We start from the raw sequence: 26,750 nt of genomic DNA on the forward strand, positions 1-26,750 counted from the left end.
ATTGCAGTTGTGTCACAACGACTCACTGCCAAGTTAGCCCGCTATTTTAACAGATTTCGCCGCATTCTATGCCCCTACCCGGCATTTATTTATCAACCCAGCTTAAATAACGGCCCTGACTAGATACTAATCAATTCTCGTAAAACTCTGCATCTCGAGTTAGTTTGGGTATAATGACTTTATATTTTTGAACGAATAACTTCATAATAACGGATAGTGCAATGGAAGCAGAACAGCTCGAAATACTTAACTTTATCAGCCAGTTTCCTCCTTTCGACAAGTTGCCTGAAGAAACGTTACAGCAAGTAGCATTACAAGTCGAAGTTGCATATTACCGTGCGGATTCCATCATTTTTAATTTGGGTGATGAGATCCATGATCTTTTCTTAATTCGCAGTGGCGTGGTTGAGATTTATCGACGTAAAGGTGAGCTTTACAACCGTATCGATGAGGGGGACATTTTTGGCCAAATGGGGCTGCTAATGAACAATCGCGTACGTATGCCAGCCAAGGCTTTGGAAGATACCCTTGTTTACTGTATTCCCGAGGAAACCTTCCATAACCTTTATGAAGAATTTGAAAGCTTTGCCGACTTTGTCGACGTTGAAGATAACGCACGACTGCGTCATGCCGTTTCATCTCATACCGATGCTAATGATCTCACTACTTCTAAGGTTCGTACATTACTGACTCGAGATGCGGTAATTATCCCAAAAACTGAAACTATTCAGTTCGCGGCGCAAACAATGGCTGAAGAAGGGATCTCTGCACTACTACTGAGTGATCCGGACTCTTCTGACGACGAGGACGGTAAAGATGACATGATAGGCATCATCACAGATCGCGATCTCTGCACCCGCGTTCTGGCAGCAGGTATGGATCTCTCATCCCCGGTATCTGAAGTCATGTCGACTGAACTCATTACGCTTGATTACAATGCTTATGTTTTTGAAGCAATGCTAACCATGCTGCGCTGTAACGTGCATCACCTGCCGGTAATGCGCAACAAACACCCGATAGGTATCATTGGCCTAACGGATATTGTCCGGTACGAGTCACAAAATAGTCTCTTGTTGGTCAGTACTATTTTTCAGCAACAAAGTGTCGACGAATTACAGATATTATCAGAGCAAGTAAAAGATTGCTTCGTCCGTATGGTAAACGAAGATGCCAACGCCCATATGGTTGGCAGTGCAATGGCCGTGATCGGTCGAAGTTTTAAACAAAGGCTGCTGGAGCTTGCTGAAGAAGAACTCGGTCCACCGCCGATCCCCTACTGTTTTCTTGCTCTTGGATCGATGGCTCGAGATGAACAACTCATCGTTACAGACCAAGATAATGCGCTGATCCTCGACAATGCTTATGATGAACTTCATCATGGGGCGTATTTTTCCAAACTAGCCACTTTTGTCTGTGATGGTCTTGCTGCTTGCGGTTACAGTTACTGTGAAGGTGAAGTGATGGCTACTAATCCTGAATGGCGAAAAACGCGCCATGATTGGGAGGTCTGCTTTGCCGACTGGATTGACAACCCAAAACCGCAGGCACTGCTCAATAGTTCTATCTTTTTTGACCTCGATGGTGTCTGGGGCCGGGTTAAATGGGCTGAACAATTGAATTCCTTTATCCGCCGTAGAGCCCAGCGAAACAATCGTTTTCTCGCTTGTTTGGCTCGTAACGCCTTAAATCGCACACCACCGCTTGGCTTCTTTAAAGACTTCGTCATGGAGAAAGATGGCCGACATAATAATTCAATTAACCTTAAACGACGCGGTACCGCGCCATTGGCCGATTTGATCCGGGTTCATGCTCTTGCTGTTCGTTCCCGCTCTCAAAATTCTTTTGAACGCCTGGATGATGTGATTGAATCAAGCATTCTGCCAGCAGGAAAAGGGCAAGATCTTCGTGATGCCATGGAATTCATATCCATGGTTCGCATTCGACATCAAGCGCTGGATATTGAAGCCGGTACAGAACCAGATAACAGCATTGAACCTGAAAACATGTCCGATTTTGAGCGTCGAAACTTAAAAGATGCCTTCCAGATCCTCAGTAATGCACAAAACTTCCTCAAGTTCCGTTACCAAGGCAATAGACGCTAACCACCATTAGGGTATTTATGTTCAACCAGCCAACAAAACGTTTGTTAAACAATACAGCAACCCCTGACTGGCCAAGTTTTTTTGCCAAGATTGCCAGTCAGGCCAAAGACTCTCGCCTCAAGCAATACTACAGCACAGAAATGGTCAGTGGTGATACACCATTACGTAATGTTCCATTTGTCGCATTAGACTTTGAAACGACGGGTCTTGATCCCAGAAAAGATGGCATTGTTAGCATCGGACTCGTGCCATTCACCCTGCAACGTATTCGATGCCGTGAATCGGCTCATTGGGTCATCAATCCGCGCCAACCTCTTGGTGATGAGTCAGTAGTGATCCATGGTATTACCCACTCAGATGTAAACGATGCTCCTGATTTATTACGCATTCTCGAAAAAGTACTGGATGCTTTAGCGGGTAAAATAATTGTGGTGCACTACCAGCGTATCGAGCGGGAATTTATGGACCGGGCATTAAAGAAACGGCTCAATGAAGGGATTCAATTTCCTGTTGTCGACACGATGGCGATCGAATCTGCGATACAGTCTCGCCAATATGGGGGTTTTTGGAAACGCCTGCAAGGGAAAAGACCGAACTCTGTACGGCTGGGTAAAGCCAGACAACGTTATGGATTACCCGCCTATCAACCCCACCATGCCTTAACCGATGCATTAGCAACCGCAGAGCTGTTACAAGCTCAAATTGCCTATCACTTTGATCCGGACACACCATTATCAGAGATTTGGCAATAGCGCCTGATTATCATAGTACGCACAAAATTAGCGCATAAAAAAACGCCGCTGCCACTTGTTTAGAGTGCAACGGCGTTGTGTTTTATTCTCTACGCACTTCGCTTATTAACGAAAACGCTCAGTACGGAAGCCTAATACCAAGCTCACGCACATTAATAGCAGAATAAAGGTAAACGGTAATGCTGTTGAAATTGCACCAGCCTGAAGTGCTTCAATAGCCTCGGTACCACCAACCCACAACAATACACCAGCAATGGCACCTTCAACCGTGGCCCAAAATACCCGTTGTGGCAGTGGCGAATCAATCTTACCGCCAGAGGTAATATTATCGATAACCAGTGAACCTGAGTCAGATGATGTAATGAAAAAGACCATCACCAAAATAATCGCAGTCACCGACAGCAATGAGCTAAATGGAAGCGCATCAAACATCTGGAACATCGCCAGAGGCACTTCTGTTATACCATTTTCACCTAAACTACCGACGCCATTTATCACCTGATCAATCGCCTGACCACCAAATGTAGACATCCAAAGAACGGTTACCATGGTCGGAACAATCAATACCGCAGTCATAAACTCGCGAACGGTACGGCCTTTTGATATACGAGCGATGAACATACCAACAAATGGTGACCATGAAATCCACCATGCCCAGTAGAAAACAGTCCAGCCATGAAACCACGTTTGATCTTCTCGGCCATGGGGATTACTCAGTGCAACAAAGTTATCAAGATAAGCACTTATCGTCGTTGGAATTGACCCCATTGATATGGCAAATCCCACCAAAATGACAAATACCAACAGTGCAACAGCAACCAGCATATTGATATTACTTAACAGTTTTACACCGCCATCGATACCGCGAGCTACCGAGATAACAGCCAACAGAGTCACCACGACGATAACGCCGATTTGCATGCCTATCCCGCTCTCGATCCCAAACACATGTTCAATACCACTTGCCGCCTGCTGAGCGCCTAAGCCTAATGACGTCGCCAGACCAAATAAGGTCGCGATGACAGAAAAAATATCAATAATATGCCCAGGCCATCCCCATACGCGATCACCAAGAATCGGATAAAAGATCGAACGAATTGAAAGTGGCAGACCTTTATTGTAAGTAAAGAAAGCTAAAGATAGTGCTACAACCCCATAAATTGCCCAAGGGTGGAAGCCCCAGTGATACATGGTTGCACCAAGTGCCAGCTTAGCGGCTTCAGGAGTGTTGGCTTCTACACCTAAAGGCGTTCCATACCAGCCGGTATAATATGCGACAGGTTCTGCGACGCTCCAAAACATCAAACCGATACCCATACCGGCGGCAAAAAGCATCGATAGCCATGACATGCGTGAATAATCTGTTTCTGCCTCTGCACCACCAATACGGATTTTCCCGTACGGTGACACAATCAAAGCGAAGCAGAAAACGACAAAAATATTACCTGACCATAAAAACAGTGCGTCAAAATTATTAATGATGCTATTTTTCACTCCGTCAAGAACAGCTTTTGCTGTTGCGGCATCACTAACCAAAGCGGCAATCAAAAACAACGCAATTAGAGCAACACTTATTCCGAAAACAGGATTATGTACATCAAAACCCCACTTCTGGATATTATCCTGCCCAACAGTGTAATCCGTATTTTCTATACTGTACTTATCGTGTGTACTCATTATCGAATCCCATCTTGACACTCAAGTTGCCAAGATTATTTAGCTCTATAAATAAATTGCATTTGAGAGATCAAATCATTTATGTGCTTTAGGTGTCAAGTTTAATCGGAAAATATGAGTCAAATAACGTTTTTACTCATTATTGCCGACCAAAATCAGAATATTGCCAGCAGAACAAAATCAAATAATATTTCGAACTCTAATTAATCATCTCGTTGCCTGTCTCTATAACCACACCAATTATCGTCATGGCATCGCCATTCAGAACAATGGGGTAGCAACAAATAAGTAATTTCTCGAGTGAAATTGTTCCATTGTCTTGTCAACCTTCTATCGCAAAGGGTATAAATAGGGCTCTTGACCGAATCATTTATCAGCATGGATGACCACTAATGTTTGAAAAAATCACTGCAGCACCTGCCGACCCTATTCTTGGCTTAACGGATGAGTTTAAAAATGATACCCGCCCAGAGAAAATTAACCTTGGCGTTGGGATCTATAAAGATGAGTCCGGTAATACACCTGTACTTGCCTCGGTAAAAAAAGCCGAAGCCATTTTACTGAAAAAAGAGACCACCAAGTCTTACCTTAGTATTCCCGGTACAGCTGAATATGGCCTGGCAGTACAACAGCTATTATTTGGTGCTGACGCTTCTATTATTTCAGACAAGCGAGCACAGACTGCTCAGGCTCCTGGTGGCACTGGTGCCTTGCGTGTTGCGGCAGAATTCATTAAGCGTCAGCTTGGCGATGTGAAAGTGTGGATCAGCAATCCGACCTGGGCCAACCACATGGGTGTATTTGGCGCGGCGGGCTTAGAAACAGCTCAGTATGGCTATTACAATGCTGAAACGAAAGACATGGATTTCGACGCCATGCTGACCGATCTGGCTAGCGCACAAGCCGGCGATATTGTTCTGCTTCACGGCTGCTGCCACAACCCGACAGGTATCGATCCAGATGCTGCTCAGTGGGAACAACTTGCACAGCTATGTGTAGAAAAGCAACTGCTTCCTATGTTCGACTTCGCTTATCAGGGCTTTGCTAAAGGGGTTGAAGAAGACGCGCAAGGTTTGCGTATCTTCGCCGCACGATGTAAAGAGCTGCTGGTTGCAAGTTCGTTCTCGAAAAACTTCGGCCTTTACAATGAACGTGTTGGTGCTTTTACCCTGGTCGCCGAAAATGCAGCTCTGGCAGTCACCGCCTTTAGTCAGGTCAAGAGTATTGCCCGTGTTATCTACTCTAATCCACCTGCTCACGGGGCTGCGATTGTTACTGAAATTCTTAACGATGCCGAACTGCGTGCTGAATGGGTACAGGAAGTCGCTGATATGCGTGACCGCATTCAGGAAATGCGCACCCTGTTCGTACAGACGCTTAAAGATCTTGGTATTAATGCCGACTTTAGCTTCATTGAACGTCAGAACGGTATGTTCTCGTTCTCAGGCCTGAATAAAGCCCAGGTTAACCGTCTGAAAGAAGAGTTTGCCATTTACATTGTAGGCTCCGGCCGCATCAGTGTGGCGGGGATGACTAAGAACAACATGCTACCACTCTGTAAAGGCATTGCCGCAGTTCTTAGCTAAGGCTAAACCGGCCAGTTTTATCTAATAAAATCAACCAAAAAGGGCGCAAAAAAGTGTCCTTTTTTATTGCCAAAAAATCAAAATCTTCATCATCATTATGTTACTTCTGGATATTAACCGGATTTATCCAGAGGTAACACATTACAAAAAAGCTCCCTTTCATACTGGTGCTCCAATTGTTCACGCCAGGGTTTATTAGAGAGCGGAATGAGATAGAAGTTTTCGCGGGACGTATCCGTGACAAATGCCATGCCATGCTGCATCAGTTCGTAATGGATATCGTGAACAAACCCCAGAGAAAAACTCTGTCTGCCGGTTAGCTGATTGATATCTTGGCGCGTCAAACAGACCCCTTGATTATCTTCAGCAAAGCGATTACGAAGCCAGCCAGAAAATTCTCTAGCACTTATCATTGTCATAAATAATCACCTCCGAGTGTCTCGACCCTGAAAAAAATCACTTCTTCATAAATAAGTTATAGCAGAGGCAGACAAAACCGTCAGGTTCTAAGGATTGGTGACACATCGGGAAACAACCAATAGGCACTTTAATCACAAGTTAATGGTCGTTTTATAAAGGCTATAAATAATTTGGGGAACGGTTACAGAGATAAGCGGGGAGACACCTGCTCCTCAATACTAAGGAGCAGGTCTAGCAGTCATTAAGCAGCTTTATAAAGCACTTTGTTTCCTGCTAATTGGATGCGTTCAACCAGACCTTCTTCAGTCAGTTTTTTTAGCGCTCCTGTTGCCCATGAAGCTGCTTTCGCATCTTCCTGACCAGCCTGAAGGCCGATACCTTTAGGGTTTAGGCCATCTTGGTTTTTAACCACGATATCCAGCACTTGTTGCTGTTTCGGAGTCAAAGCCACTTGAACTGCAGCAGGTGCCGCCACTTCAACTGGCTTTTGCTCTTCAACAGACTTTGCCGCTGGAGCAGCTTTTACCGTTTCTGCAGTTGGTGCTTTTTTCACAGCGTCTTTCTTCGCTGCTGGTTTTGCTACTGCTACAGATGCCTGTACTCGCTTTTGTAGCTTAAGCTGAACTTTACGTTTGTGAGAGATTCTCATTAAATTTCCTACTCCGTTGCACTACTTTCAGTCACCACTGTACCAGCGGGAAAAAGTAAGCGCGTGTTATACCAAGGATGTCAGGGAAATGCCAGCAAACGGCTATTTAACCAACAATAAAATATGATCTCACTCAAAAACAAGCGATAAGATCTCGATTTTCACAAAAAACAAACGCGATATGAGGTGAATTTGAGCAACTTTGTAGCATTAGATTTTGGATAAAAAAACACCAGAAAATACAACTAGTGCAGGCTACGGGAGTAACTTGGCTGATCATTCACAGTATAAAACATACATCATAGTCATTTTGATGCGCACGCCCTGTAAATCTGATACTCAGCCATACTTATGACATGCCAGTAGAAACCGGACAAACAGAAGGGGGCTCTTTGGAAACGCTATTTATCAGGCCGCCACTCCCTAAACCCAGCGCTTATTTATTGATCTTCAGCTTTGTTGCCTTTATTGCCATTGGAGTGGGCGTCTTCTTGTATCCGGAGATCAGCGGGGCTGCTATCGCTATTTTGCTGATTGCTGCTCTGACTTTGCTCATCATCGCGATAAAGCAATCAAACGAACCCGATCTTTCATTTACTCTGACTTTCATGCATATTCAATTTCATAGCTCGGCTGGCGGCTGGCTGGCCAGATGGCGAAACATCACGGAGATAGGCCCGGTCTCGCTATCTTACGAGGGCTGGCACCGTCCACTGCCTTGGGTAGGGATCAAGTTAAAAGACTACGACGAGTTTTTGGCCACCATCTGCCCGCGTATTGCCAGCAAATTATTGCTGGAGCAGCGCGGGTTACTGATACTTGCCTATAAACGGGCGGATGTACCATCTCATGATATTGAAGACATGTTGTTTGATGACACGCATTACGTGGCACATGACGGTAAGGTTCTCAAAGGACTATTGGCTATGCTCGCAAACAGAATGCACTACAACCGGGAGTTGCTGGGATTTGATTTTTTCATCTCAGAAGATTTACTCGACAGGCCTGTCGATGATTTCATTGGTCTGCTCCGCCGCTACCTCGCGCAATCAAGGTAGTCTCTGTCACCAATGTCATCTTCATCAACGGCAGGCGCCTGCGCTTTTAAGAAAGGTAGCAGAAGTAAACCAACCACCGCCGCCGCACAAGAGATCACGGTAAAAAAACCGGTCCAGTGATACTGCTCCATCACCAGCGCCAGCGGATAACCCGCCAATGCCGCGCCCATGTACGCAAAAAGACCGACAAAACCGGTCGCGGCTCCTGCTGAGTCTTTATGGGAGCACTCTGCGGCTGCCATGCCGATCAGCATCTGTGGACCAAAGACAAAGAATCCGATAGCAAAGAAACAGCCCGCCTGGAGCACAAAACCGGTCATAGGCATCAACCATAATGCGGCGACCGCCAAAAAAATTCCAATGGCAAAAATCAGGTTCATGGGCCCACGGTTCCCGCCAAACACTTTATCCGACCCCCAGCCAGCAACCAGCGAACCGATAAACCCGCCGACTTCAAACAGTGATAAAGCCGTATTGGCGGTGATCAGGCTGTAGCCATGCTGTTCGGTCAGGTAGAGGTTGCCCCAATCATTAATTGCCGTACGCACGATGTAAACCAGCACGTAGCTAAAGGCTAGCAACCAGATGTATTTATTGGTCAGTACGTACTTTTTCAATATCTCGGAGTGGCTTAAGCCTACGCCTTCATTTTCATGGGCCAGCTCCAATACATCCTGCCGCCAGTGCCCTACCGTCGGTAATCCCAGCGTGATGGGTTTATCGCGCAGTCGCCAGCATAAGAACAGCCCGACAACCACCGCCATTATTCCCGGTATAATTAAGCCGTAACGCCAGCTGTAATGCAATGTCAGGAAACCCACCAGCAAGGGGATCAAGGCGCCACCGACATTATGGGCGGTATTCCAAAATGCCCACCGGAATCCGCGTTCTGATCGGGAATACCAGGTTGTCAGCAACTTAGAGCAAGGCGGCCAGCCCCAGCCCTGAAACCAGGCATTTAGCATCCACAACGCGGTAAACATCATCATCGAACTGGAGAAGCCGAACAGAATATTGACCACGCCAGTCGCAATCAACCCGAGCCCCATGAAGTAACGGGGATTCGAACGGTCAGAGATGATCCCTGACAGAAACTTAGAGCAGCCATACGTAATGTAAAACAACGTCCCCATGATCCCGATATCCGATTTATCCAGCCCCAGATCGGCAATCAAGGCTGGCATCACATAGTTAAAGCTTTTACGGGTGAAGTAGAACAGTGCATAACCAATATACATAGTAAACATGATATGGAAACGCCAATGATGATAGAGATCATCCACCTGGTCAGGATCTGTCACTGCGGGAGCGTGTTGTTCAGATTTAAAAAAAACGATCATAACTTTATATCTACAACTAATAAAATGTGCAAAGCATCGTTAATGCAAACCAAGCTAAAGGACCGGCAATACAACTTGCAACTCAGTTCCTCGTCCATCTCCATTCTGACAACTGATCAAAGTGAACTGGCCACCTAGAGCCTGTACCCGTTCTCGCATACCGCGCAAACCAAATCCGCGGGTTGTCTCTTCCGGTTGAAAGCCGATACCATTATCTTTCACCACCAGAAATGCATCTTTCCGGAATGACAAAGTAATACTGACTTCCGTCGCTGCTGCATACTTCACCACATTATTCAGTGCTTCCTGGCAGATCCGATATAACGTCACACTCATTGCATCGCTTAACGCAGCATCGCTTTCATTGAGTTCATCACAGGTTATCGAGGTACGAATACCGCTCGCTTCGCATTCCATCTCTCGTACTAACTGGTATATCGCCTCTTCAAGCCCTAAATCATCGAGAGTTTTAGGACGTAACTGAGTCAGTAAACCTTTAGTCGTGTCATAAATATTCAGAGACAGGTGCTCGATAGTCGAAGCGCAATTTTCGCCTATCGGCGTATTTTCAACCCGCTTCAGGATACTGGCCTGAGTTCTGATCGCCGTAATGTTCTGCCCTATTTCGTCATGCAGCTCACGGGCAATATCGCGTCGAACTGACTCTTCCGCCTTCACCAATTGACGTGACAAGCTATGGTTTCTCGCCAGCTCATACCTGAGTTTCTGATTGAGTTCACGCTGGCGCTGAATCCCCAACCCCAACAAGATACCGGTCATACTTTGTGCCGACAGTGATAACAGCAGATCGGTAATTTCCATATTACTGACACCGCTTCGTGCGGCGATTAACGCCACACTATTTAATAACGTACCAAGTAACGCTCCCTGCCAGCCATAGCGAAATGCCAGCAGAATAATGGGGATCGCTAAGCAGAACGGTGCAAAGCGTCGCATCTCATCAGGTAATCCCACCTGAAGAGCAATACTGAGTGCGAACAGGATGACGTAAAACACCACATGCCGACTACGCAGCTCGACAGGCTTTGATACCAGATTGACCGTGAGTGGGATCCAGGCATTCTGGAACAAATAGCTCCAGATGAGGTAACAACTGGGCACCAACATCAGGCCCCCGGTAATACTCACCAGTAATACCATCCAGGGGGAGTGGCTAACGACACCGATAGCCAGAGTATTCACCAGTGCGGTCAGTGCTATCACCGCCCCCATCACACACAGTCGTCGCCACTGAGAACCGTAATAATATTTTTGTGCTAACCACAAAATGGGCACGCTAACGATGCTGGCAATGATCGCCGAGAACCACTGCGATTGTTCGAGCAACACCGCCAGCGACACCATGAGCCACCATTCGGCGCAATACACCGCGGTCCAGTAGGCTTTTGGGGTATGCAGCGTTGTGCCAAGCCGCAGGGCAAAGGGAAAGAGTAAAATAGCCAGCTCAGGGTCTAAGGTAAAATAGTAGGACAGGACCCACAGACAAAACCAGCAGCAGGAGATCAGTAACCAGCCACACAGTGAGGTAATGAGGTAACTGCGCATTAAAGCGCCTCACTCTCAAAACATTTCGCCAGCGCTACGTTATTTTTCACTCCTAACTTATCCATCGCATTGGCACGATGAACATGAATGGTTTTATGGCTTAATCCTAAACGAACGGCAACGGCTTTGACATCCAGCCCCAATGCCAGCATCTCGCCGATCTCGCGCTCTCGTTTTGTCAACTGCCCAAGAAGCTTACGCCCCCGATCCGGTGCTGCCAGCTTCATTGCGATATCAGGGGTAAGGTAGCAACCACCAGCGGCTGCCGTGCGTACGGCCTGCACCAACTCCTCAGGACTGCAACGTTTGGTTAAATAACCGCGTGCACCAGATTCCAGGGCTTTTTCAACGATTGCCACAGAATCATGGACACTGAGCATGATACACGCTATCCCTTTAGGCAAATCAGCCAATAAGGAGAGTCCGCTCTCATCCGGCATGGATATATCGAGGATACAAACATTCGCATTCGATCCTGGTAAGCCTTTGCGAGCTTCATCGGCCGAACCAAATTGACCCACCACCTCAACATCAAGCTCCAGTGATAACAGCTGAGCAAAACCCGAACGAACAATGAAGTGATCATCAACTAACGCAACTTTGATCATCTAGAAATACCCAGTCATAGCGAAAAGAGGCATAAACTACATCCATCCTTCAGTGCAAGCAAGATAGAAAAATGAGATACCATAATTATTAAAATTATGCTTAGTTTATCATCATGGTTCTATTGCCATAAAAATTTGAAATTGCCGTTGGCACAAACAAAATAGCCACCTCAAGGTGGCTATTTTCATCGACTATCAACCAAGACAATAGTTATGCTGCTGTGGTCGCTGTTTTAAGCAGACGTTTTTCATGGCGGATCTTTTTCTCTTCGGCAATAGCAACGAAAAGCAATAGCCCGATACAAATAGCGGCTGAAGTATCCAGTGCCGCAAATGTCCCTTTCCAACCAGTCAGGCCAAAGATAGGCGTACCGTCAGCAATCATCCCTAAACCTAGTTTGGCAAAACTATCACCAATCAGGTAAGCAAACGTACCTTTGACACCATCTGCAACACTGATTGCTTTCTTCGGTACAAAACCAACCGCAGCTACACCAATCAGCAGTTGAGGTCCGAACACAAGGAAACCTAGTACAAACAGTGAGCCCAGGTACATGTACTCGCTTGTTGCATGTTGGTAAAACTCTAAGGCAAAAATGATCAGAACAAGCGAGACACAAGCAACTAATGCGCGGCGACCATTAGCAAGGTCAGACAGATAGCCCCACATCAGCGTTCCCACAAGTGCGCCGACTTCGAATAACGTAAAACCAGAAATAGCCGTTTCTTTCGATAGTCCCAGTTCTTGGTAAGCATAAACGGTAGACCACTGGTCGATACCAATCCGTACGATGTACAAAAAGATGTTAGCGAAGCAAAGCAACCAGATTATTTTGTTTTTCAGCACGTATTCCATAAAGATTTCGCGCTTGGTCATTTGATTTTCTTCAGCTTCAAGATCTTCGGCACTGATCTCTTCACCAAAGAGTTCTTCCGCGGTGCCTAAGCCGTAAGCTTCCGGTGAATCATTACCAAAACGCAGGCCGATAAAACCAACAACCAGTGCAATGATGGATGGGAAGATGAACATACCAATAACATGGCCATCAAACAGGTAGTTAGCACCAAATAGTGCAACACCGGCAGCACCCGCACCACCAAAATTGTGGGACATATTCCATAAACCAAGGTACGAACCTCGCTTATTTCGTGGGGTCCACTTGGTGATCGTAGAGTAACTTGAAGGGCCACCCGTACTTTGGAAGAAACCACTCAAGCCGTAGAAAGCAATCATCAGGAACAGACTCACGCCTGAACCACCCATGCTGACACTGAAGCCCAGCATAGCGATACCTGACAGAATTAACATGAATGGAAGAAACTGTTTGGTATTTTTTCCGTCAGCGTAATATGAAACGACTGTTTTACCGATGCCGTAAGTAATAGAGAAACCAAGGCCGATCAAACCCAGTTCTGTCATCGACAAACCATATGTCGAGATCATATCATTTTGAGCAACATTGAAGTTCTTGCGAATCAAATACATTGCCATATAGCCAATAAAAACAACCAAATATGATTGAATAAATGGCTTGAACCACATTTTACGACGTTCTTCTATAGGCAGGTCTAAAGTCGGCTTTCTGACCTGTTCCAAAAGTTTAAACATGTGAAACCCTCAACAGATTTACTCGGAATAAGCCTGCTTACTAAATGCTGCGACTATCGGCACAGCATCCAGTAAGCAGAATCGCTGGGTATCATCAAGAGCCAGAGGAATTGTTATATGTCCAAGCCATGGCAACTAACTGCAAAACATACATCGGGGGTGAGTATTATTTGCTGGTAAGCGGCCAAAGATGATGATTAACCAGATTTGCTGAGGATTCTAAATAGTGGGTAGTTAATTGGCTTGAGAAGGCGGCCTAAAGCCATTAGGAAAAAGTCCTAGTTTCTGGGGGCTGGATAAAAAAGCGTGAAAGTAATCACAATAAAATGATAGGTATCGAGGGACAAGAGACCAGTAACGAGAAAGCATCAATATACCTCTCCTACTTCCCTCAAAATAAATACTGGAAAAAAAGCGCTTCTTCCGAAATGGAAAAGCGCTACTCGAAACTTAATAGATCGGCATCTCATCAGCAACAAACGGGTTTGATGCGCGTTCATGACCGATAGTGGATACCGGCCCGTGGCCAGATACAAAGGTCACATCATTGCCCAGCGGCCATAATTTGTCTTTGATCGAATTAATCAGGGTTTGATAGTCACCCTTAGGAAAATCAGTTCGACCAATCCCCCCTTTGAAGAGTACATCACCGACAAAAGCCACTTTGGCTTCAGTGCTGTGAAAAATGACATGACCGGGCGTATGGCCGGGGGTATGTAGAACCTGCAGTTTTTGGTTGCCGATGGCAATCTCATCACCTTCCGCCAACCACTGATCAGGGTCGAATGCTTCTGTTAGCGGAAAACCAAACATCTCACTTTGACGCGGTAAACCTTGCAGCCAGAAAGCATCATCTTTATGAGGACCAACAACAGGAACACTGAGCTGAGCTGCAAGGGGGGCGGTACCGCCAACATGGTCAAGATGGCCGTGAGTCAAAAGAAGCTGTTTCACATTCAAACCAAGCTGATGAACTTTGTCGGTAAGAAGATGAATATCGCCACCAGGATCGATAATTGCGGCGTCTTTGGTTTCATCACACCAAACGATAGAACAATTTTGTTGGAATGGGGTTACAGGAACAATTTCAAACTGGAGACTCATACGTCCTCTTTTCCTAATCGGGCATAAAAACTAGGGTGAAGGATGCCATGGTTACAACCAAAAGGGAATGACGACCCTTACCAGCGACGTACAGGGCCGGTATCAATGTGAATAAAGTTACTCTTCGGGTAATAGCCCACACCGCCAAGCCGCAATTCAAGTGCCGCCTGTCGGACTTTAGACAGTGGTATGCCTTCTAAGTTGAAGTCAACGGCCTCCCCCTTCATGTGGTAGCTCTTGGTTGCAACGCCACCATTTTTCTGCAGCATTTTATTTGTCGCCGGTGAGCGATAACCCGAAATAATTCGCACCTGACCTTTATGGCCTAAATTTGCCTGAATTTCCGTTATAGCATCAAACAGCCGGCGATCCATTTTAGCCGCTTCATTGCGTCGGAAATCACGACAAATATGATTAATGCGCTGTAACTCAGCGGGGATATAACTTGTACCGTTAAAATATTCCGTTTCTAAATCTTCACGCGTGTGAATATTACAAAGAGAAATTTTACGCGGGTTCGTTGCTTTAAACGGGCTGGCAATCGCCACACCTGGCAACAAGCATGCGCCCAGTGTCAGCCCACCAGCAACTAAAATCTGACGGCGCGTGTAATCAATCTCAGACATCCTAACCAAAACCAAAATCTGACAAGAAGCAAACCATAAAGCCTCTATTATCTAAGCACGATAACGTTCAGAGAATACTCAGTCAAACTGCGAGATCGCAAAAAAATATCACTTAATAACGAAAGCAGCGTCTACTTATTGAGTTATCGATAAATTATTATTTGTGCGGTATGTAAATTTTTCTTCTAATTGCGAACGGCTTCCCACTTTATCATAGCGATATACATCGCCACGGAAGTTCACCATGCCTTGAGTATCGACCCATGCCGTCTGATAAATAACATGAACTCTCACCTGGTTATTTAAACCCACTGTCTTGGTTTCTGTATAGGATATCAGATCGTTTATTTGCTGCTCTGACATACCCGAGTAATTCAACAACGCCATGACCAGATGTTCTGCTTGCTCAACACGTACGCATCCTGAACTGAATGCCCGCTCTTCTTTATTAAACAGGCTCTTTGCTGGCGTATCATGCAGATAGATGGCATATCGGTTCGGCATGTTGAATTTATAAAGCCCGAGAGCGTTCTTTTCACCCGGTTTCTGACGTAAACGGTACGGGAACAGCTTGGCATTCACAATACGCCAGTCTATCGTATTAATAGGTATCTGCTCTGTATTTGTCCAGCTCCGGATAACGTCATAGTCATGGCGATACAGGTATCCCCGGTCACGCTGCGCCAGCGGTAAAATATCTTTGCGCATAATAGAAATAGGGACATTCCAATAGGGATTAAATACCACCGAATCAACCCGTGAATTCAGCAATGGAGTACGCCGGCTGGGCCGTCCGACAATCACTTTACTGTCCAGCACACGCTCATTGTCGAGCCATAGACTCATTTCATAATCGGGAATATTGACTATCAATACCGATGAATACTCGACCGACCATAACCGCACTCTCTGCGAATTCAATGCCAATACGCGGATCCGCTCCTGAGGTGTTAGCGCTAACCAATACCGGGTCTTCGTCCCAATCACCCCATCACTTTTTAAACCATGACGCCGCTGAAAATTTTTCACCCCAGCAGTTAAGTCCCGGTTTAAAGTACCAACATCCCTCGAGCGCAGCTGCTGCGCCTCATACCTGCTGATATCTCCCAGTCCTTCCAAAATAGTAATTAATGCATCAGGTCTCTGTAACCGGTCTCCGGGCCGGATAATACCTTGCTGGTAAAAACCAGGCCAAGGTACCTCATTTAGCACTTCAAGCTCTGTCATTGCCTGGAGGATTTTGGTGTAACTCTGATCAGCAGGCTTTAGCGAAGCAATAAAAAATCGCAGACGGTTATTTTCAACAGCCCGAGACAGACGTGCGATTGCCGTTTTCGATGGTAAAGGTAATCGTAAATCAACCCCGGCGCCAAACAGCCAGTCTCTGCCATACGCGGGTAAATTATCAACATAACTCATGAATGCAAGTAAGGTATCTGTCGCCAAAAGATCATACTGACGCCAATCATCAGACGACTTGTAATACTTGAGCCGGGAATAACGCTGGGAAAAATCTGAGCTGATTGCGGATAAAGCAACAATGCGGAGTTGCTCTTCAAATTCAGTCGCGGCAAGAGAATCATGCCATAGCGGGGTATAACCAATGTTAAAGTAAAGTTTCGCCAACTCATCAATATACTGGATTTCAAACAAATTATCAGAAACGTCCTTCACCCATAGCTTTGCCTGTTGATATTGCAAAGCGATATCAGGTTTCACGGTTGGCTCTGACACTCCCAGCTGCTCTGATAAAACATCCATTGAGGGTGTCGTTAGCAGCGATTGTTTTGCCGATACCTGCGAGCTCATGGCAAATATCAAAACCAGTGCGATACAACATTGCCTTATCATTGCCATGCCAGCCCCCCGAAGAACATCAATTCAAGTATGGCAATTTCACATACCTCTGGCCTTAAATGTAGCTTTCCGTGATCATTTCTACCAATTCTTATCAAGATCTTGCCATCAGGACGAGAGGGATCCCCTCAGGCTCAGAAATGATGGGAAGTCAGCTCTTCTGGATGACTGCCATTAAACCGGAGTTGTAACAAACAAAATCAGACGAACCTGTCCACTCATACCTGATACGAATAATTCCCGGTTTTCCAATAATACCCTTTAGTGTAAAATCATCAGAACTCATAACATTTTAAATTAGCCTATAAAATCAAACCTGTACTGAAAATGATTAACCTATTAACGAACGAGCTGAAAACAGGCAAAAACATCACTAAAGATAACCAAGAAGAGCATAATGTGGTGTCTCATTAAACGCATACGTTAAAGCCCCAAAAAAAGTTAATTAGTACACTAAACTTTTTATGTCAATGTTTGTATGATGGGTAAGTAAAAATGTCGTTTCTATAGCAACAAATACTTTCATGTTCAAGCCGTTTGATGTAACTTCGCGGCAATTGTTTTGGGAGAGTAAAATGGACAAACACGAAGAAGTTCTCATTGCCCTTCGACAGATAATCCGAGCCATTGATTTACATTCGAGAAAACTCAATAAAGATGCAGGATTAACGGGCCCTCAATTGGTGTTGATGCGAGCAATCCGGGGCTCTGGCGAAGAAACCACGATCCGACAGTTATCAAATAATACCAACATGAGCCAGGCGACAGCGACAACGATTCTTGATCGTCTTGAAAAACGAGAGCTGGTGGTTCGTGAAAGAAGCAAGCTTGATAAGCGAAAAGTTCATGCTCATTTAACTGAAAAAGGTAAAGAGCTGCTCGAAAAGGCGCCACTCCCTTTGCAAGACAATTTTGTATCAGAATATCAGCAACTTGAAGATTGGGAACAATCGCTGCTTTTATCATCGGTACAGCGCATTTCATCGATGATGAATGCGGAGCACCTGAATGTTGCCCCGCTGCTTGAAGTCGGTAGCATTACCCAGCAAGAGACGCCTCCTGAATAATTGAAGAAAGCCAGACTTACTGGCTTTGTTGCAAATTGGTTCTGGCTTTCACTCCTTACCATCATTATATTAATGCCATAATTTCAATGATCGGACTGCGTTGTGTTACTCGAAGGAATTGAAACCTTATTGGTTCTGGCAAAAGAAGGAACCATGAGCAAGGCCGGAAGTCGCTTATATATCAGCCAGTCGGCGGTCAGCAAGCGCATCGCCAATTTGGAAAAACGGTTAGGCAAAAAGCTGATTGAACCTGTCGGCAGAAAAATAAAGCTCACCTCAGAAGCTGTGGCTTTAATCGAGAGTGTCGCTCCGAGCCTGACCGATATTCAGGGGGCATTGTTTGACCATCAGGTAATACAAGACCACTCGCCAATCTTGCTTGCTTGCTCTGAAACACTGGTATCGGCCTACCTGAGTAAAATGATGAAGTGTTATCTTGCGCAAGATCCTTATATCAGTATCTCGACCCATCAAACGCCATTCATTGTTGAGCGAGTGCAATCCGGTGATGCCAGTTTAGGTTTTTGTGCCGGGCACCTTCCCCCTCAGCACGGCTTAGCAACCCGGCATATATTCAATGAATCGTTTACCATAATCAGTAATCTTCCGCTAGAAAAGACGCCATCCGCCCTTTTGACCAACGACTTCAAAAATCCGGCTAACACCTATCAGGCAGGAATTTTACAGAAAGCCGGGATCAAGCCGCTGATGCAAATGGACTCCTATACGGCAGCAGCCCTCTTAGCTCTCGGCGGAGTAACACCGGCCCTGGTACCCGAGTCTGTGGTAAAAACCCTCAATATAAAACCAGAGCATTGCCATCATTTTGATTTTCTTGATGATTTAACCCGACCGATTAACCTTTGTTACCGTCCCAAGAGCTACAAAGTTGAAAGAGTTAAGCAGCTTATTGAAACCATTGTGGATTTTGTTCGATCAACAGCTTAATAGCCATAACCATCGAAACAATCACCACCATCGGGCGAATAAGTTTCTGCCCTTTGGTGACCACAATTTTAGCCCCCGATCTGGCGCCGATAAATTGACCGGCAGCCATCAGCAGGCCGACTTCCCATACCGGAAGCCCCCCGATAATAAAGAACAATAGCGCCGCGATGTTTGATGTAAAGTTCAGCACTTTTGTTTTAGCCGTCGCTTCGATTATTCCTCGTTTTGCAATCGCAACAAAACAGATCGTAAATAAGGCGCCGGCACCCGGCCCAAAAAAACCATCATAAAAACCGATCGATGTGCCAACGGTTAAGGCAAACATATTTTCGGACAGCTTAGACTCACCCGGCTCGGCAATGGATTTTGGCGCCAGAAGAAAATAAAACGAGATACCCAGCAGCAGTAGCGGAATGATCGCAGTTAATACCGACGCATCAATTTTTTGTACCAATACAGCCCCTAATGCCGCGCCGATAAAAGTACAAATGATCCCATTGCGCATCTCACTGAACTTCACGACGCCATTGCGGATAAAGTAAAGGGTGGCGGAAAAACTGCCAAAAGATCCCTGAAGCTTGTTAGTTGCTAAAGCCTGCGCAGGTGATAAGCCGACAGATAAGAGTGCGGGAACGGTTAATAATCCTCCCCCACCCGCTATGGCATCGATAAATCCGGCCACTGCCGCAACAATGAAGAGAATGGTGATAATCTCGAGCGATAAATCCATCTATTGTTTTCCTAATCATAATCATCGGCCGCTAGATTACCTGTATATATCAATAAACAATAACGAAACGCACGACACCAACCCATTCCACTTTGGAATAGGTTAAATAGACCCAGATAACCTCAAGGTGATCGTTTCTGCGACAATCAACAGAACTGGTATTACTTCGCCATATTACACAGCATTTTCCATACTTGCTCACCGGCTGGGTGCAACCGAGCCTGATAACGGTACGCATAATACGCAATAGGTAATCTCAGACAGGGTTCGCCGATTAGGGCCACTTTTCCTGCGGCTAATTCCTGCTTAATCGAATAGTCCGGCAACCATGCCACCCCTAACCCTTGCAACACCTGAATTTTCAGCAGATCCGTCATCGAAGAAGAAAACACCGCCTCTAATTTTACCTGCTCGCGTATCGCTTCAACTTGCCGTCCCATATAGGAACTCGGGTTATAAGCAAGCCAGGGTACCGCTTTATTATTGTCAAGCAGGTATAACGGCTTTCCTGCACTATCACAGGCACAAACCGGTAATAGTTCTGCTTCACCAATACGCAGTGACTGGTAGGGAGGCAATCGCAACAATTCATTATCAAACGCAAGTAACAAATCGCACCCCCCTTCCTGCAGTTCTTCAATCGCCTGATCGACATCGATCGCCTCTACGCTGAGTAGAGGGTTATGCTTACCGGAAAGTAGCTGCGGTTGGATTGTCGGCACTAAGCTGGTTGCCAGGGAGTGGGCGGCGGCAACCCGCACAATATTGCCACCAAGCTTTGAGAGGCCGGATAGCTGACCAATGCCATCTACCATCTGATTAATTAAGTTACGCGCTGAAATCCGAAAGAGCCTTCCGCTGGGTGTTAACTCGACAGGGATTTTACTTCGATCGACCAGCTCAGCACCTACGGCATGTTCTAATGCTCTGATACGGCGACTAAATGCCGGTTGTGTCACATTACGTATTCCTGCCGCCTGGGAAAAATTACGCACATCCGCCAGGGTCAAAAAATCTTCCAGCCACTTACTTTCTATATTCATGCGTTATGGTCGCGAAATGAAAAACAGTATAACGGAGCAGTAGTGCCTATTGACCAGATTTCAAGTGATTAATCTCACATTTTTATTGATTCCCCATACCGATCCGGCATGGGAGTGACAGCAATGGCATTTCTCAACGTGAAGGTTCTATTTTATCGTTATTACAGTTAAAAACACTGTAGGGATAAGAACATGAGCAGGAAATTAGGTGTTTTGGGGGGAATGGGACCATTAGCTACTGTGGAATTTATGCATAAAATTATTGCACAAACTCCCGCTCGTAATGATCAACAGCATATTCCTATGCTGGTTCGTAATATTCCTCAGATCCCGGACCGGACCGACTTTCTGATTGGAAATGGTTTGGATCCTTTCCCTGCATTAAAAAAAGGCTTTGAAGAACTACAACAAGCGGGTGCTGAATGTATTGTTATACCGTGTAATACCGCGCATTATTGGTATCCACAACTGCAGGCAATCAGCAAGGTGCATACCATCAACATCATCGACAGCGTCGTTACTGAAGCAAAACAGCGTGGTTATAGTCAAGTCGGTATTTTAGCAACATCAGCCACGATAATGACGGGTATGTATCAGGAAAAACTGGCGCAATGTGGGATTGATGCAATAGAAACCACAGAGCATGAACAACAGGCTGTGATGGAAGGGATCTGTGCAGTCAAAGCCGGAGACGTTGCACGCGGGCAACGCTTAATGGCGCCGGTTTTTGAGGCCATGCTTTCCCGCGGTGCAAATGCGGTTGTTTTCGGGTGTACTGAAATTCCCGTCGCCCTAGCAGAGCAAGCCCATCAGCAGCCTGATCAGTGTCTGGATTCACTTGAAATCTTAGCGACTGAGTGTATTTCCTGGTCGCAAGACGAATTTCACGAACTTGTCGCCTAGTGGTTTCACCTCATATCGGCTGCGCTCAAAGCCTCATGGGCAGCGCAGCTAAGATTGTCACTATTCTGAGCCAGCACTCACAACACACTGCATCTCAGCTAACCTGATGATAATATGACAATACGTTTATTTTCGGTCCATCTCCTCCCCCATGCCAGTTACCTCGTTTGCTCGTTGCTACTTAGGCCGTCCCCTGCCCTTCCTTAAAGCCTAACTGAATAACATTTGAATAGTTTATGTCAGTACCAAGGGTTATACGTCTTAGTTATCCGTTATATAATATTCAAAATATCAATAGTATCAGCCGCCAACGGCAGATCCTCAGGGAAAATAATGAGTTCAGCTAAAAGGAACAGCGGTATGATATTTGCCCCAATTCAATCTATTTTCAGGCTGCTTAAGCTCGTTATCCTGTTGCTTCCAGCTGCCTTTATCCTTCAGGCCGAAGCATCCGACCATGGCGATATCATCCGGGTCGGTGGGGATCATAACTATCCTCCCTATGAATTTCTCAATGAGGACGGCGAACCCGACGGTTACAACACTGAGCTCACCCTGGCTATCGCTGAAGTGATGGGGATCAAGGTCGACATCGAACTTGGTGAATGGGACACAATGCGCCGAAAGCTGGAAACGGGAGAAATTGATGCATTACAAGGAATGATTGTGTCCAAGGCCCGGACCCAGAATTACGACTTTGCACCCGCTCATGCGGTTGTCCACCAGTCTGTTTTCGCCCGTAAAGGCTCGTCAACCATTTCTGAACTAAGCGAATTGAGTGGCAAAGAGGTTATCGTGCAAAGTGGCGGCATCATGCACGACTATTTGTTGCAAAAAAATGCGGGCGCCCGGCTTATCTTGGTCGACACCCATGCTGCTGCGCTGAGGTTGCTGGCATCGGGCCAGCACGATTATGCTCTGGTTGCCAATCTGCCGGGTCTTTATATGGGCCGTGCGCTTGAGCTGTCCAACATACTCCCGGCAGGAAAACCTTTCGGTGCCCAGCTATATGGTTATTCTGTCATGAAGGGCAGGCAAGAGTTACTGGCCCAGTTCAGCGAGGGCTTGGCAATTCTCAAAAATACCGGGCGACAACAGGCCATTTATGACAAATGGCTGGGTCCTATGGAAAACAACGGGGTGACCTGGAAGAAATTGGGGATGGCGGCCGCTTTTGTTTCGGCACTGCTGTTACTGATCCTCGGGATCATTATGATTTGGAACCGGACCCTCAGCCGAGAGGTCGCACGGCGCTCCCGGGAACAGCAACTGCAGCAGCAACAGCTAATTCAGGCAGATAAGATGGCCTCGTTGGGTATTCTCGTTTCCGGAGTGGCCCACGAGATCAACAACCCCAGCAGCCTGTTACTGCTTAACCTGCCGATACTGAAGGATGTTTATCAGGACGCCGAAGAGATCCTGGAAGCCCATTACCGGTCTCACGGTGATTTTCTTCTCGGCGGCCTGGAATACAGCCGAATGCGTGATGCCATTCCGTCAATGCTGGATGATATGCTGACCGGTACCGACAGGATCCGTCGAATTGTTGATGATCTCAGAGATTTTGCCCGCCAGGAACCGGCCGAACTGAGTGGAACGGTCGACCTTAACGATGTCGTCGCCACGGCCATTCGTCTGGTCGACAATACCATTTCCAAGTCCACCCATCACTTTACGGTGAACTACGCCGACAAACTGCCGTGTTTTGAAGGTAATGCCCAGCGCATAGAGCAGGTGGTGATCAATTTGATCATCAATGCCTGTCAGGCGCTCGACAGTCCTGCCCGTGGTATTTCAGTCCGTACTATCTATCAGGGCCATCAAAACATGCTGAAATTAGAAGTTTGCGACCAAGGACACGGAATTGCTCCCGAGCACTTGCCGCACCTGAGCGATCCGTTTTTCACCACCAAACGAGAACAAGGTGGGACCGGTCTTGGGCTATCGGTCTCGTCAAGCATTATTAAGGAACATGGTGGTACCCTAGCCTATGACTCTACCCCGAAGCATGGAACTTGTGCGACACTTTCGCTGCCCGCCATTAAAGGAACCACATCTTAATGAATACTAATCACTATCCCACTTTTGGCGTGTTGCTGGTTGATGATGAAGCTGCCTTCCTGCGCAGCCTCAGCCTTGTTCTGGAACGGCGGGGAGGAATTAACCATATTTTCCAGTGTGAGGATAGCCGTGACGTAATGGGAATTCTCGCCAAGGAAAATATTGGACTGGTGCTGTTGGATCTGACCATGCCCAACCTCTCGGGCGAAGTTCTGTTGCAGAAAATCGTCGAAGAGTACCCGGAGATCGGGGTCATTATTATCAGCGGGTTAAACCAGCTGGAAACCGCAGTGAACTGTATCCGCCTCGGTGCTTACGACTATTTTGTCAAAACCACAGAAGAAGACCGATTGTACGAGGGGATCAAACGCGCCATTCAGATGCAGGAGATGCGGCTGGAAAATCAGGAGCTCCGCAGACGTTTTCTTACCGATACTTTAGAGCACCCTGAAGCCTTTTCGAAGATCATCACTGAAGATAAAGGCATGCGATCGGTCTTCCAGTATCTGGAGTCAGTCGCACCGAGCAGCCAGCCCGTCATGATCTGTGGTGAAAGCGGTGTCGGCAAAGAGCTGATCGCAGAGGCCATCCATACGCTGAGCAACCGTCAGGGACCACTGGTCAGCGTCAATGTGGCCGGGCTGGATGACAATGTGTTTGCCGATACCCTTTTTGGCCACCACCGCGGCGCGTTTACCGGTGCGGACACAGCCCGGGCAGGTCTCATAGAGCAGGCGGCGGGCGGCACCCTGTTTCTGGATGAAATCGGCGATTTGAGCCAAGCCTCACAAATTAAACTGTTGCGCCTGTTGCAGGAAAGAGAGTACTACCCCTTGGGCAGCGACCGGCCAAAACGGTTACGATCGCGGGTAGTCGTAGCGACGCATCAGGATCTGGCGCAAAAGAAAAAAGAGGGGAATTTCCGCAAAGATCTCTACTACCGACTAAAAACCCATGAAGTCGATATTCCTCCCCTACGCCAGCGCAACGCAGATATTCCGTTGTTGCTTGAACATTTTCTCAAAGAGGCGGCAGACGAGCTGGGTAAAAACAAACCCACCATTCCCAAAGAACTTCCGGTCTTACTCGCCAACTATGCATTTCCCGGTAACATACGGGAACTCCGGGCACTGGCATACGACGCAATGAGTTTACACCGCTCGCGGATGCTCTCTATGGACGTTTTTCGCCGTGTACTTGACCAATATGCCCCCCTACCGGATCCAGAGGCCAGCAACGAACATATACTCTTTAATCCGGACCGCCCTTTGCCTACCCTGCAAGAGGTCGGGGATCTTCTGATCAGTGAAGCTATGCACCGGGCACAGGGCAATCAGTCACTCGCCTCCAAACTGCTGGGAATATCACAGCCAGCATTAAGTAAGCGTCTCAAAAAAACAGCCATAGGGGGCGACCGGTAACAGACTCCCGCCAAACCCCTATAACCTAGCGAAAAGTTATAACCGCACCAATCTTGAATAAGCTACTGATTAAAAAGACATAAAAGGATTCCACATCAGCAGCTTATTCCTTTGGTTATACCCCTTTCTTGAAATCACCTTAACTAATTAACAATTTATTATATTAAAAACAATGATATACGAAATCATGTTAACTTGGCGTTAAAGTTGCATTATAAATTCCAAGGCAAAATGGGATATCTCCCGCTCAGCCATTTATTGAACACTCAAAACACAATAAATTATTGGAAGTAACACAACTTCAACCCGCTAAACGACGGACAAGGAAATAACATGGAACAAGCACAAGTTAAGCCTAGCGGCTTCTGGGGCAACCTCGCCCTGTGGAAAAAAATTCTGGTCGGTATGGTACTGGGCGTGATCGCAGGAAGCGTTCTCGGGCCTGATGCAGAACTACTCAAACCGATCGGCACCCTCTTTATTAACGCCATCAAAATGTTGATTGTACCTTTGGTTTTCTGCTCACTGGTGGTGGGTGTCACTTCAATGCAAGATACCCGGAAGATGGGGCGTATCGGCGTTAAAGCTATCGCCATTTACCTCGCAACGACTGCCGTCGCCATCAGTATTGGCCTTGGCATGGCAACGTTGCTGACACCGGGTGAAGGCTTGAATATGACAGCCTCTGCGGTAGCAAGCGAGGGGAAAGAAGCACCAACGTTAGTGCAAACCATTCTTAATCTGATCCCTAAAAACCCTGTAAGCGCACTGGCAGCCGGTAACATTTTACAAATCATCGTCTTTGCTCTTGGACTGGGTGTTGCCCTTAATTTATGCGGCGAGAAAGCACAACCTGCCGTACAGGTATTCGAAAGTCTGGCTGAAGCAATGTACAAGCTGACAGAATTAGTCATGAAGTTTGCACCTTACGGTATCTTTGGCCTGATGGCTTGGGTGGCCGGCAAGTACGGTCTGGATATTCTTCTGCCGTTGTTCAAGGTCATTGCCGTTGCCTATATCGCAAGCCTGATCCATGTACTGGTCTTCTACACCGGTGTGATCAAGTTCTTTGGCCGCCTGAACCCTGTCCCTTACTTGAAAGGGCTGGTGAACCCTGCCGCCGTCGCTTTTACTACCACAAGCAGCTCTGGCACACTGCCGGCAACCATTAAGTGCGCACGAGAAGAAATGGGCGTTTCGAAGGGGATCTCCAGTTTCGTATTGCCTCTTGGTGCAACCATCAACATGGACGGTACTGCCTTGTATCAGGGTGTGGCCGCACTTTTTGTCGCCCAAGCCTTCGGGATTGATCTTTCTTTTGCTGATTACCTGACGATTATCATGACTGCGACTCTCGCCTCTATTGGTACCGCCGGTGTACCCGGTGCCGGTCTGATCATGCTCTCGCTGGTATTAACTACCGTCGGTTTACCGATGGAAGGCCTGGCGATCATCGCCGGTATCGATCGGATCCTGGATATGGCGCGTACCAGTGTTAATGTCTGTGGCGATCTGATGGTGTCTGTACTGGTAGGCCGCAGCGAAGGTGAGCTGGATACCGAAGTTTATAACAGCACCAGCGCAGCTTATAACCGTACGAGTGAAGAGGCGGCATAAAGCTCT

22 protein-coding genes are annotated in these 26,750 nt (G+C 46.7%); 10 read left to right on the forward strand and 12 right to left on the reverse strand.

The window, feature by feature from the left end; all coding sequences use genetic code 11:
- Positions 1 to 221: 221 nt before the first annotated feature.
- Together AC2204_RS06165 and AC2204_RS06170 are read left to right on the forward strand one after the other, a co-directional pair.
- Entirely contained in the window at positions 222 to 2,102 is a 1,881-nt protein-coding gene (locus AC2204_RS06165; protein ID WP_318924608.1) for a DUF294 nucleotidyltransferase-like domain-containing protein, read from the forward strand.
- Positions 2,103 to 2,119: 17 nt separating this feature from the next.
- A complete protein-coding gene (locus AC2204_RS06170; protein ID WP_318924609.1) occupies positions 2,120 to 2,854 on the forward strand; it encodes a 3'-5' exonuclease in 735 nt (244 codons plus the stop codon).
- A 105-nt stretch (positions 2,855 to 2,959) separates the two neighbouring features.
- Here AC2204_RS06170 and AC2204_RS06175 read toward each other — a convergent pair whose 3' ends face one another.
- Positions 2,960 to 4,531 carry a BCCT family transporter gene (locus tag AC2204_RS06175; protein ID WP_318924610.1) on the reverse strand — a complete coding sequence of 524 codons (1,572 nt, stop codon included), beginning with the start codon at positions 4,529 to 4,531 and terminating at the stop codon, positions 2,960 to 2,962.
- Between the two features lie 392 nt (positions 4,532 to 4,923).
- On the opposite strand from AC2204_RS06175, the gene AC2204_RS06180 reads away from it, so the two are divergent.
- Complete coding sequence (locus AC2204_RS06180; RefSeq protein ID WP_318924611.1) at positions 4,924 to 6,117, forward strand: amino acid aminotransferase; 1,194 nt, start codon at positions 4,924 to 4,926, stop codon at positions 6,115 to 6,117.
- Positions 6,118 to 6,230: 113 nt separating this feature from the next.
- Here the strand turns inward: AC2204_RS06180 and AC2204_RS06185 are convergent, their stop codons facing one another.
- Both AC2204_RS06185 and AC2204_RS06190 read right to left on the reverse strand, forming a co-directional pair.
- Positions 6,231 to 6,536, reverse strand: a complete 306-nt coding sequence (locus AC2204_RS06185; protein WP_318924612.1) for a hypothetical protein — start codon at positions 6,534 to 6,536, stop codon at positions 6,231 to 6,233.
- A gap of 242 nt (positions 6,537 to 6,778) precedes the next feature.
- Positions 6,779 to 7,186 (reverse strand): MarR family transcriptional regulator, encoded by a 408-nt coding sequence (locus AC2204_RS06190; protein ID WP_318924613.1) that lies wholly within the window; start codon positions 7,184 to 7,186, stop codon positions 6,779 to 6,781.
- Positions 7,187 to 7,578: 392 nt separating this feature from the next.
- Between AC2204_RS06190 and AC2204_RS06195 the strand changes: the two genes are divergently transcribed.
- Complete coding sequence (locus AC2204_RS06195; RefSeq protein WP_318924614.1) at positions 7,579 to 8,244, forward strand: DUF2982 domain-containing protein; 666 nt, start codon at positions 7,579 to 7,581, stop codon at positions 8,242 to 8,244.
- Here the strand turns inward: AC2204_RS06195 and uhpC are convergent.
- From uhpC to AC2204_RS06230, 7 genes are all read right to left on the reverse strand, one after another.
- Complete coding sequence (uhpC, locus tag AC2204_RS06200) at positions 8,223 to 9,584, reverse strand: MFS transporter (RefSeq protein ID WP_318924615.1); 1,362 nt, start codon at positions 9,582 to 9,584, stop codon at positions 8,223 to 8,225. The genes AC2204_RS06195 and uhpC overlap by 22 nt on opposite strands.
- A gap of 54 nt (positions 9,585 to 9,638) precedes the next feature.
- Positions 9,639 to 11,150 (reverse strand): signal transduction histidine-protein kinase/phosphatase UhpB, encoded by a 1,512-nt coding sequence (gene uhpB / locus AC2204_RS06205; RefSeq protein ID WP_318924616.1) that lies wholly within the window; start codon positions 11,148 to 11,150, stop codon positions 9,639 to 9,641.
- Positions 11,150 to 11,758 (reverse strand): response regulator transcription factor UhpA, encoded by a 609-nt coding sequence (gene uhpA / locus AC2204_RS06210; protein WP_318924617.1) that lies wholly within the window; start codon positions 11,756 to 11,758, stop codon positions 11,150 to 11,152. The genes uhpB and uhpA overlap by 1 nt, the downstream gene beginning before the upstream one ends.
- A 211-nt stretch (positions 11,759 to 11,969) precedes the next feature.
- Positions 11,970 to 13,367 (reverse strand): hexose-6-phosphate:phosphate antiporter UhpT, encoded by a 1,398-nt coding sequence (gene uhpT / locus AC2204_RS06215; protein ID WP_318924618.1) that lies wholly within the window; start codon positions 13,365 to 13,367, stop codon positions 11,970 to 11,972.
- Between the two features lie 450 nt (positions 13,368 to 13,817).
- Positions 13,818 to 14,471 (reverse strand): MBL fold metallo-hydrolase, encoded by a 654-nt coding sequence (locus tag AC2204_RS06220; protein ID WP_318924619.1) that lies wholly within the window; start codon positions 14,469 to 14,471, stop codon positions 13,818 to 13,820.
- A 77-nt stretch (positions 14,472 to 14,548) separates the two neighbouring features.
- Positions 14,549 to 15,088, reverse strand: a complete 540-nt coding sequence (mepK, locus tag AC2204_RS06225) for a peptidoglycan L,D-endopeptidase MepK (protein WP_413466683.1) — start codon at positions 15,086 to 15,088, stop codon at positions 14,549 to 14,551.
- A 144-nt stretch (positions 15,089 to 15,232) separates the two neighbouring features.
- Positions 15,233 to 16,954, reverse strand: a complete 1,722-nt coding sequence (locus tag AC2204_RS06230; RefSeq protein WP_318924621.1) for a L,D-transpeptidase family protein — start codon at positions 16,952 to 16,954, stop codon at positions 15,233 to 15,235.
- A 575-nt stretch (positions 16,955 to 17,529) separates the two neighbouring features.
- On the opposite strand from AC2204_RS06230, the gene AC2204_RS06235 reads away from it, so the two are divergent.
- Positions 17,530 to 18,021 (forward strand): MarR family winged helix-turn-helix transcriptional regulator, encoded by a 492-nt coding sequence (locus AC2204_RS06235; RefSeq protein WP_318924622.1) that lies wholly within the window; start codon positions 17,530 to 17,532, stop codon positions 18,019 to 18,021.
- Between the two features lie 102 nt (positions 18,022 to 18,123).
- Entirely contained in the window at positions 18,124 to 18,969 is an 846-nt protein-coding gene (locus AC2204_RS06240; protein ID WP_318924623.1) for a LysR family transcriptional regulator, read from the forward strand.
- On the opposite strand, the gene AC2204_RS06245 is transcribed toward AC2204_RS06240, so the two are convergent.
- Together AC2204_RS06245 and AC2204_RS06250 are read right to left on the reverse strand one after the other, a co-directional pair.
- Positions 18,929 to 19,699, reverse strand: a complete 771-nt coding sequence (locus tag AC2204_RS06245) for a TSUP family transporter (RefSeq protein ID WP_318924624.1) — start codon at positions 19,697 to 19,699, stop codon at positions 18,929 to 18,931. The two genes, AC2204_RS06240 and AC2204_RS06245, sit on opposite strands and share 41 nt — an antisense overlap.
- A gap of 161 nt (positions 19,700 to 19,860) precedes the next feature.
- The gene (locus AC2204_RS06250; protein WP_318924625.1) at positions 19,861 to 20,742 is read right to left on the reverse strand and encodes a LysR substrate-binding domain-containing protein; all 882 of its coding nucleotides are present in this window, start codon (positions 20,740 to 20,742) and stop codon (positions 19,861 to 19,863) included.
- A gap of 192 nt (positions 20,743 to 20,934) precedes the next feature.
- On the opposite strand from AC2204_RS06250, the gene cuyB reads away from it, so the two are divergent.
- The 4 genes from cuyB to AC2204_RS06270 all read left to right on the forward strand — a co-directional run bounded on the left by cuyB (position 20,935) and on the right by AC2204_RS06270 (position 26,744).
- The gene (cuyB, locus tag AC2204_RS06255; RefSeq protein WP_318924627.1) at positions 20,935 to 21,645 is read left to right on the forward strand and encodes a cysteate racemase; all 711 of its coding nucleotides are present in this window, start codon (positions 20,935 to 20,937) and stop codon (positions 21,643 to 21,645) included.
- A 360-nt stretch (positions 21,646 to 22,005) separates the two neighbouring features.
- Positions 22,006 to 23,706: a transporter substrate-binding domain-containing protein gene (locus AC2204_RS06260; RefSeq protein ID WP_318924628.1), complete on the forward strand. Its 1,701-nt coding sequence runs from the start codon at positions 22,006 to 22,008 to the stop codon at positions 23,704 to 23,706.
- The gene (locus tag AC2204_RS06265) at positions 23,706 to 25,127 is read left to right on the forward strand and encodes a sigma-54-dependent transcriptional regulator (protein WP_318924629.1); all 1,422 of its coding nucleotides are present in this window, start codon (positions 23,706 to 23,708) and stop codon (positions 25,125 to 25,127) included. Before AC2204_RS06260 ends, AC2204_RS06265 begins: the two co-directional genes overlap by 1 nt.
- A 333-nt stretch (positions 25,128 to 25,460) precedes the next feature.
- Positions 25,461 to 26,744, forward strand: coding sequence for a dicarboxylate/amino acid:cation symporter (locus tag AC2204_RS06270; RefSeq protein WP_318924630.1), 1,284 nt, complete (start codon positions 25,461 to 25,463; stop codon positions 26,742 to 26,744).
- The last annotated feature ends 6 nt before the right edge of the window (positions 26,745 to 26,750 follow it).

The organism is Photobacterium sp. (genome assembly GCF_057456235.1).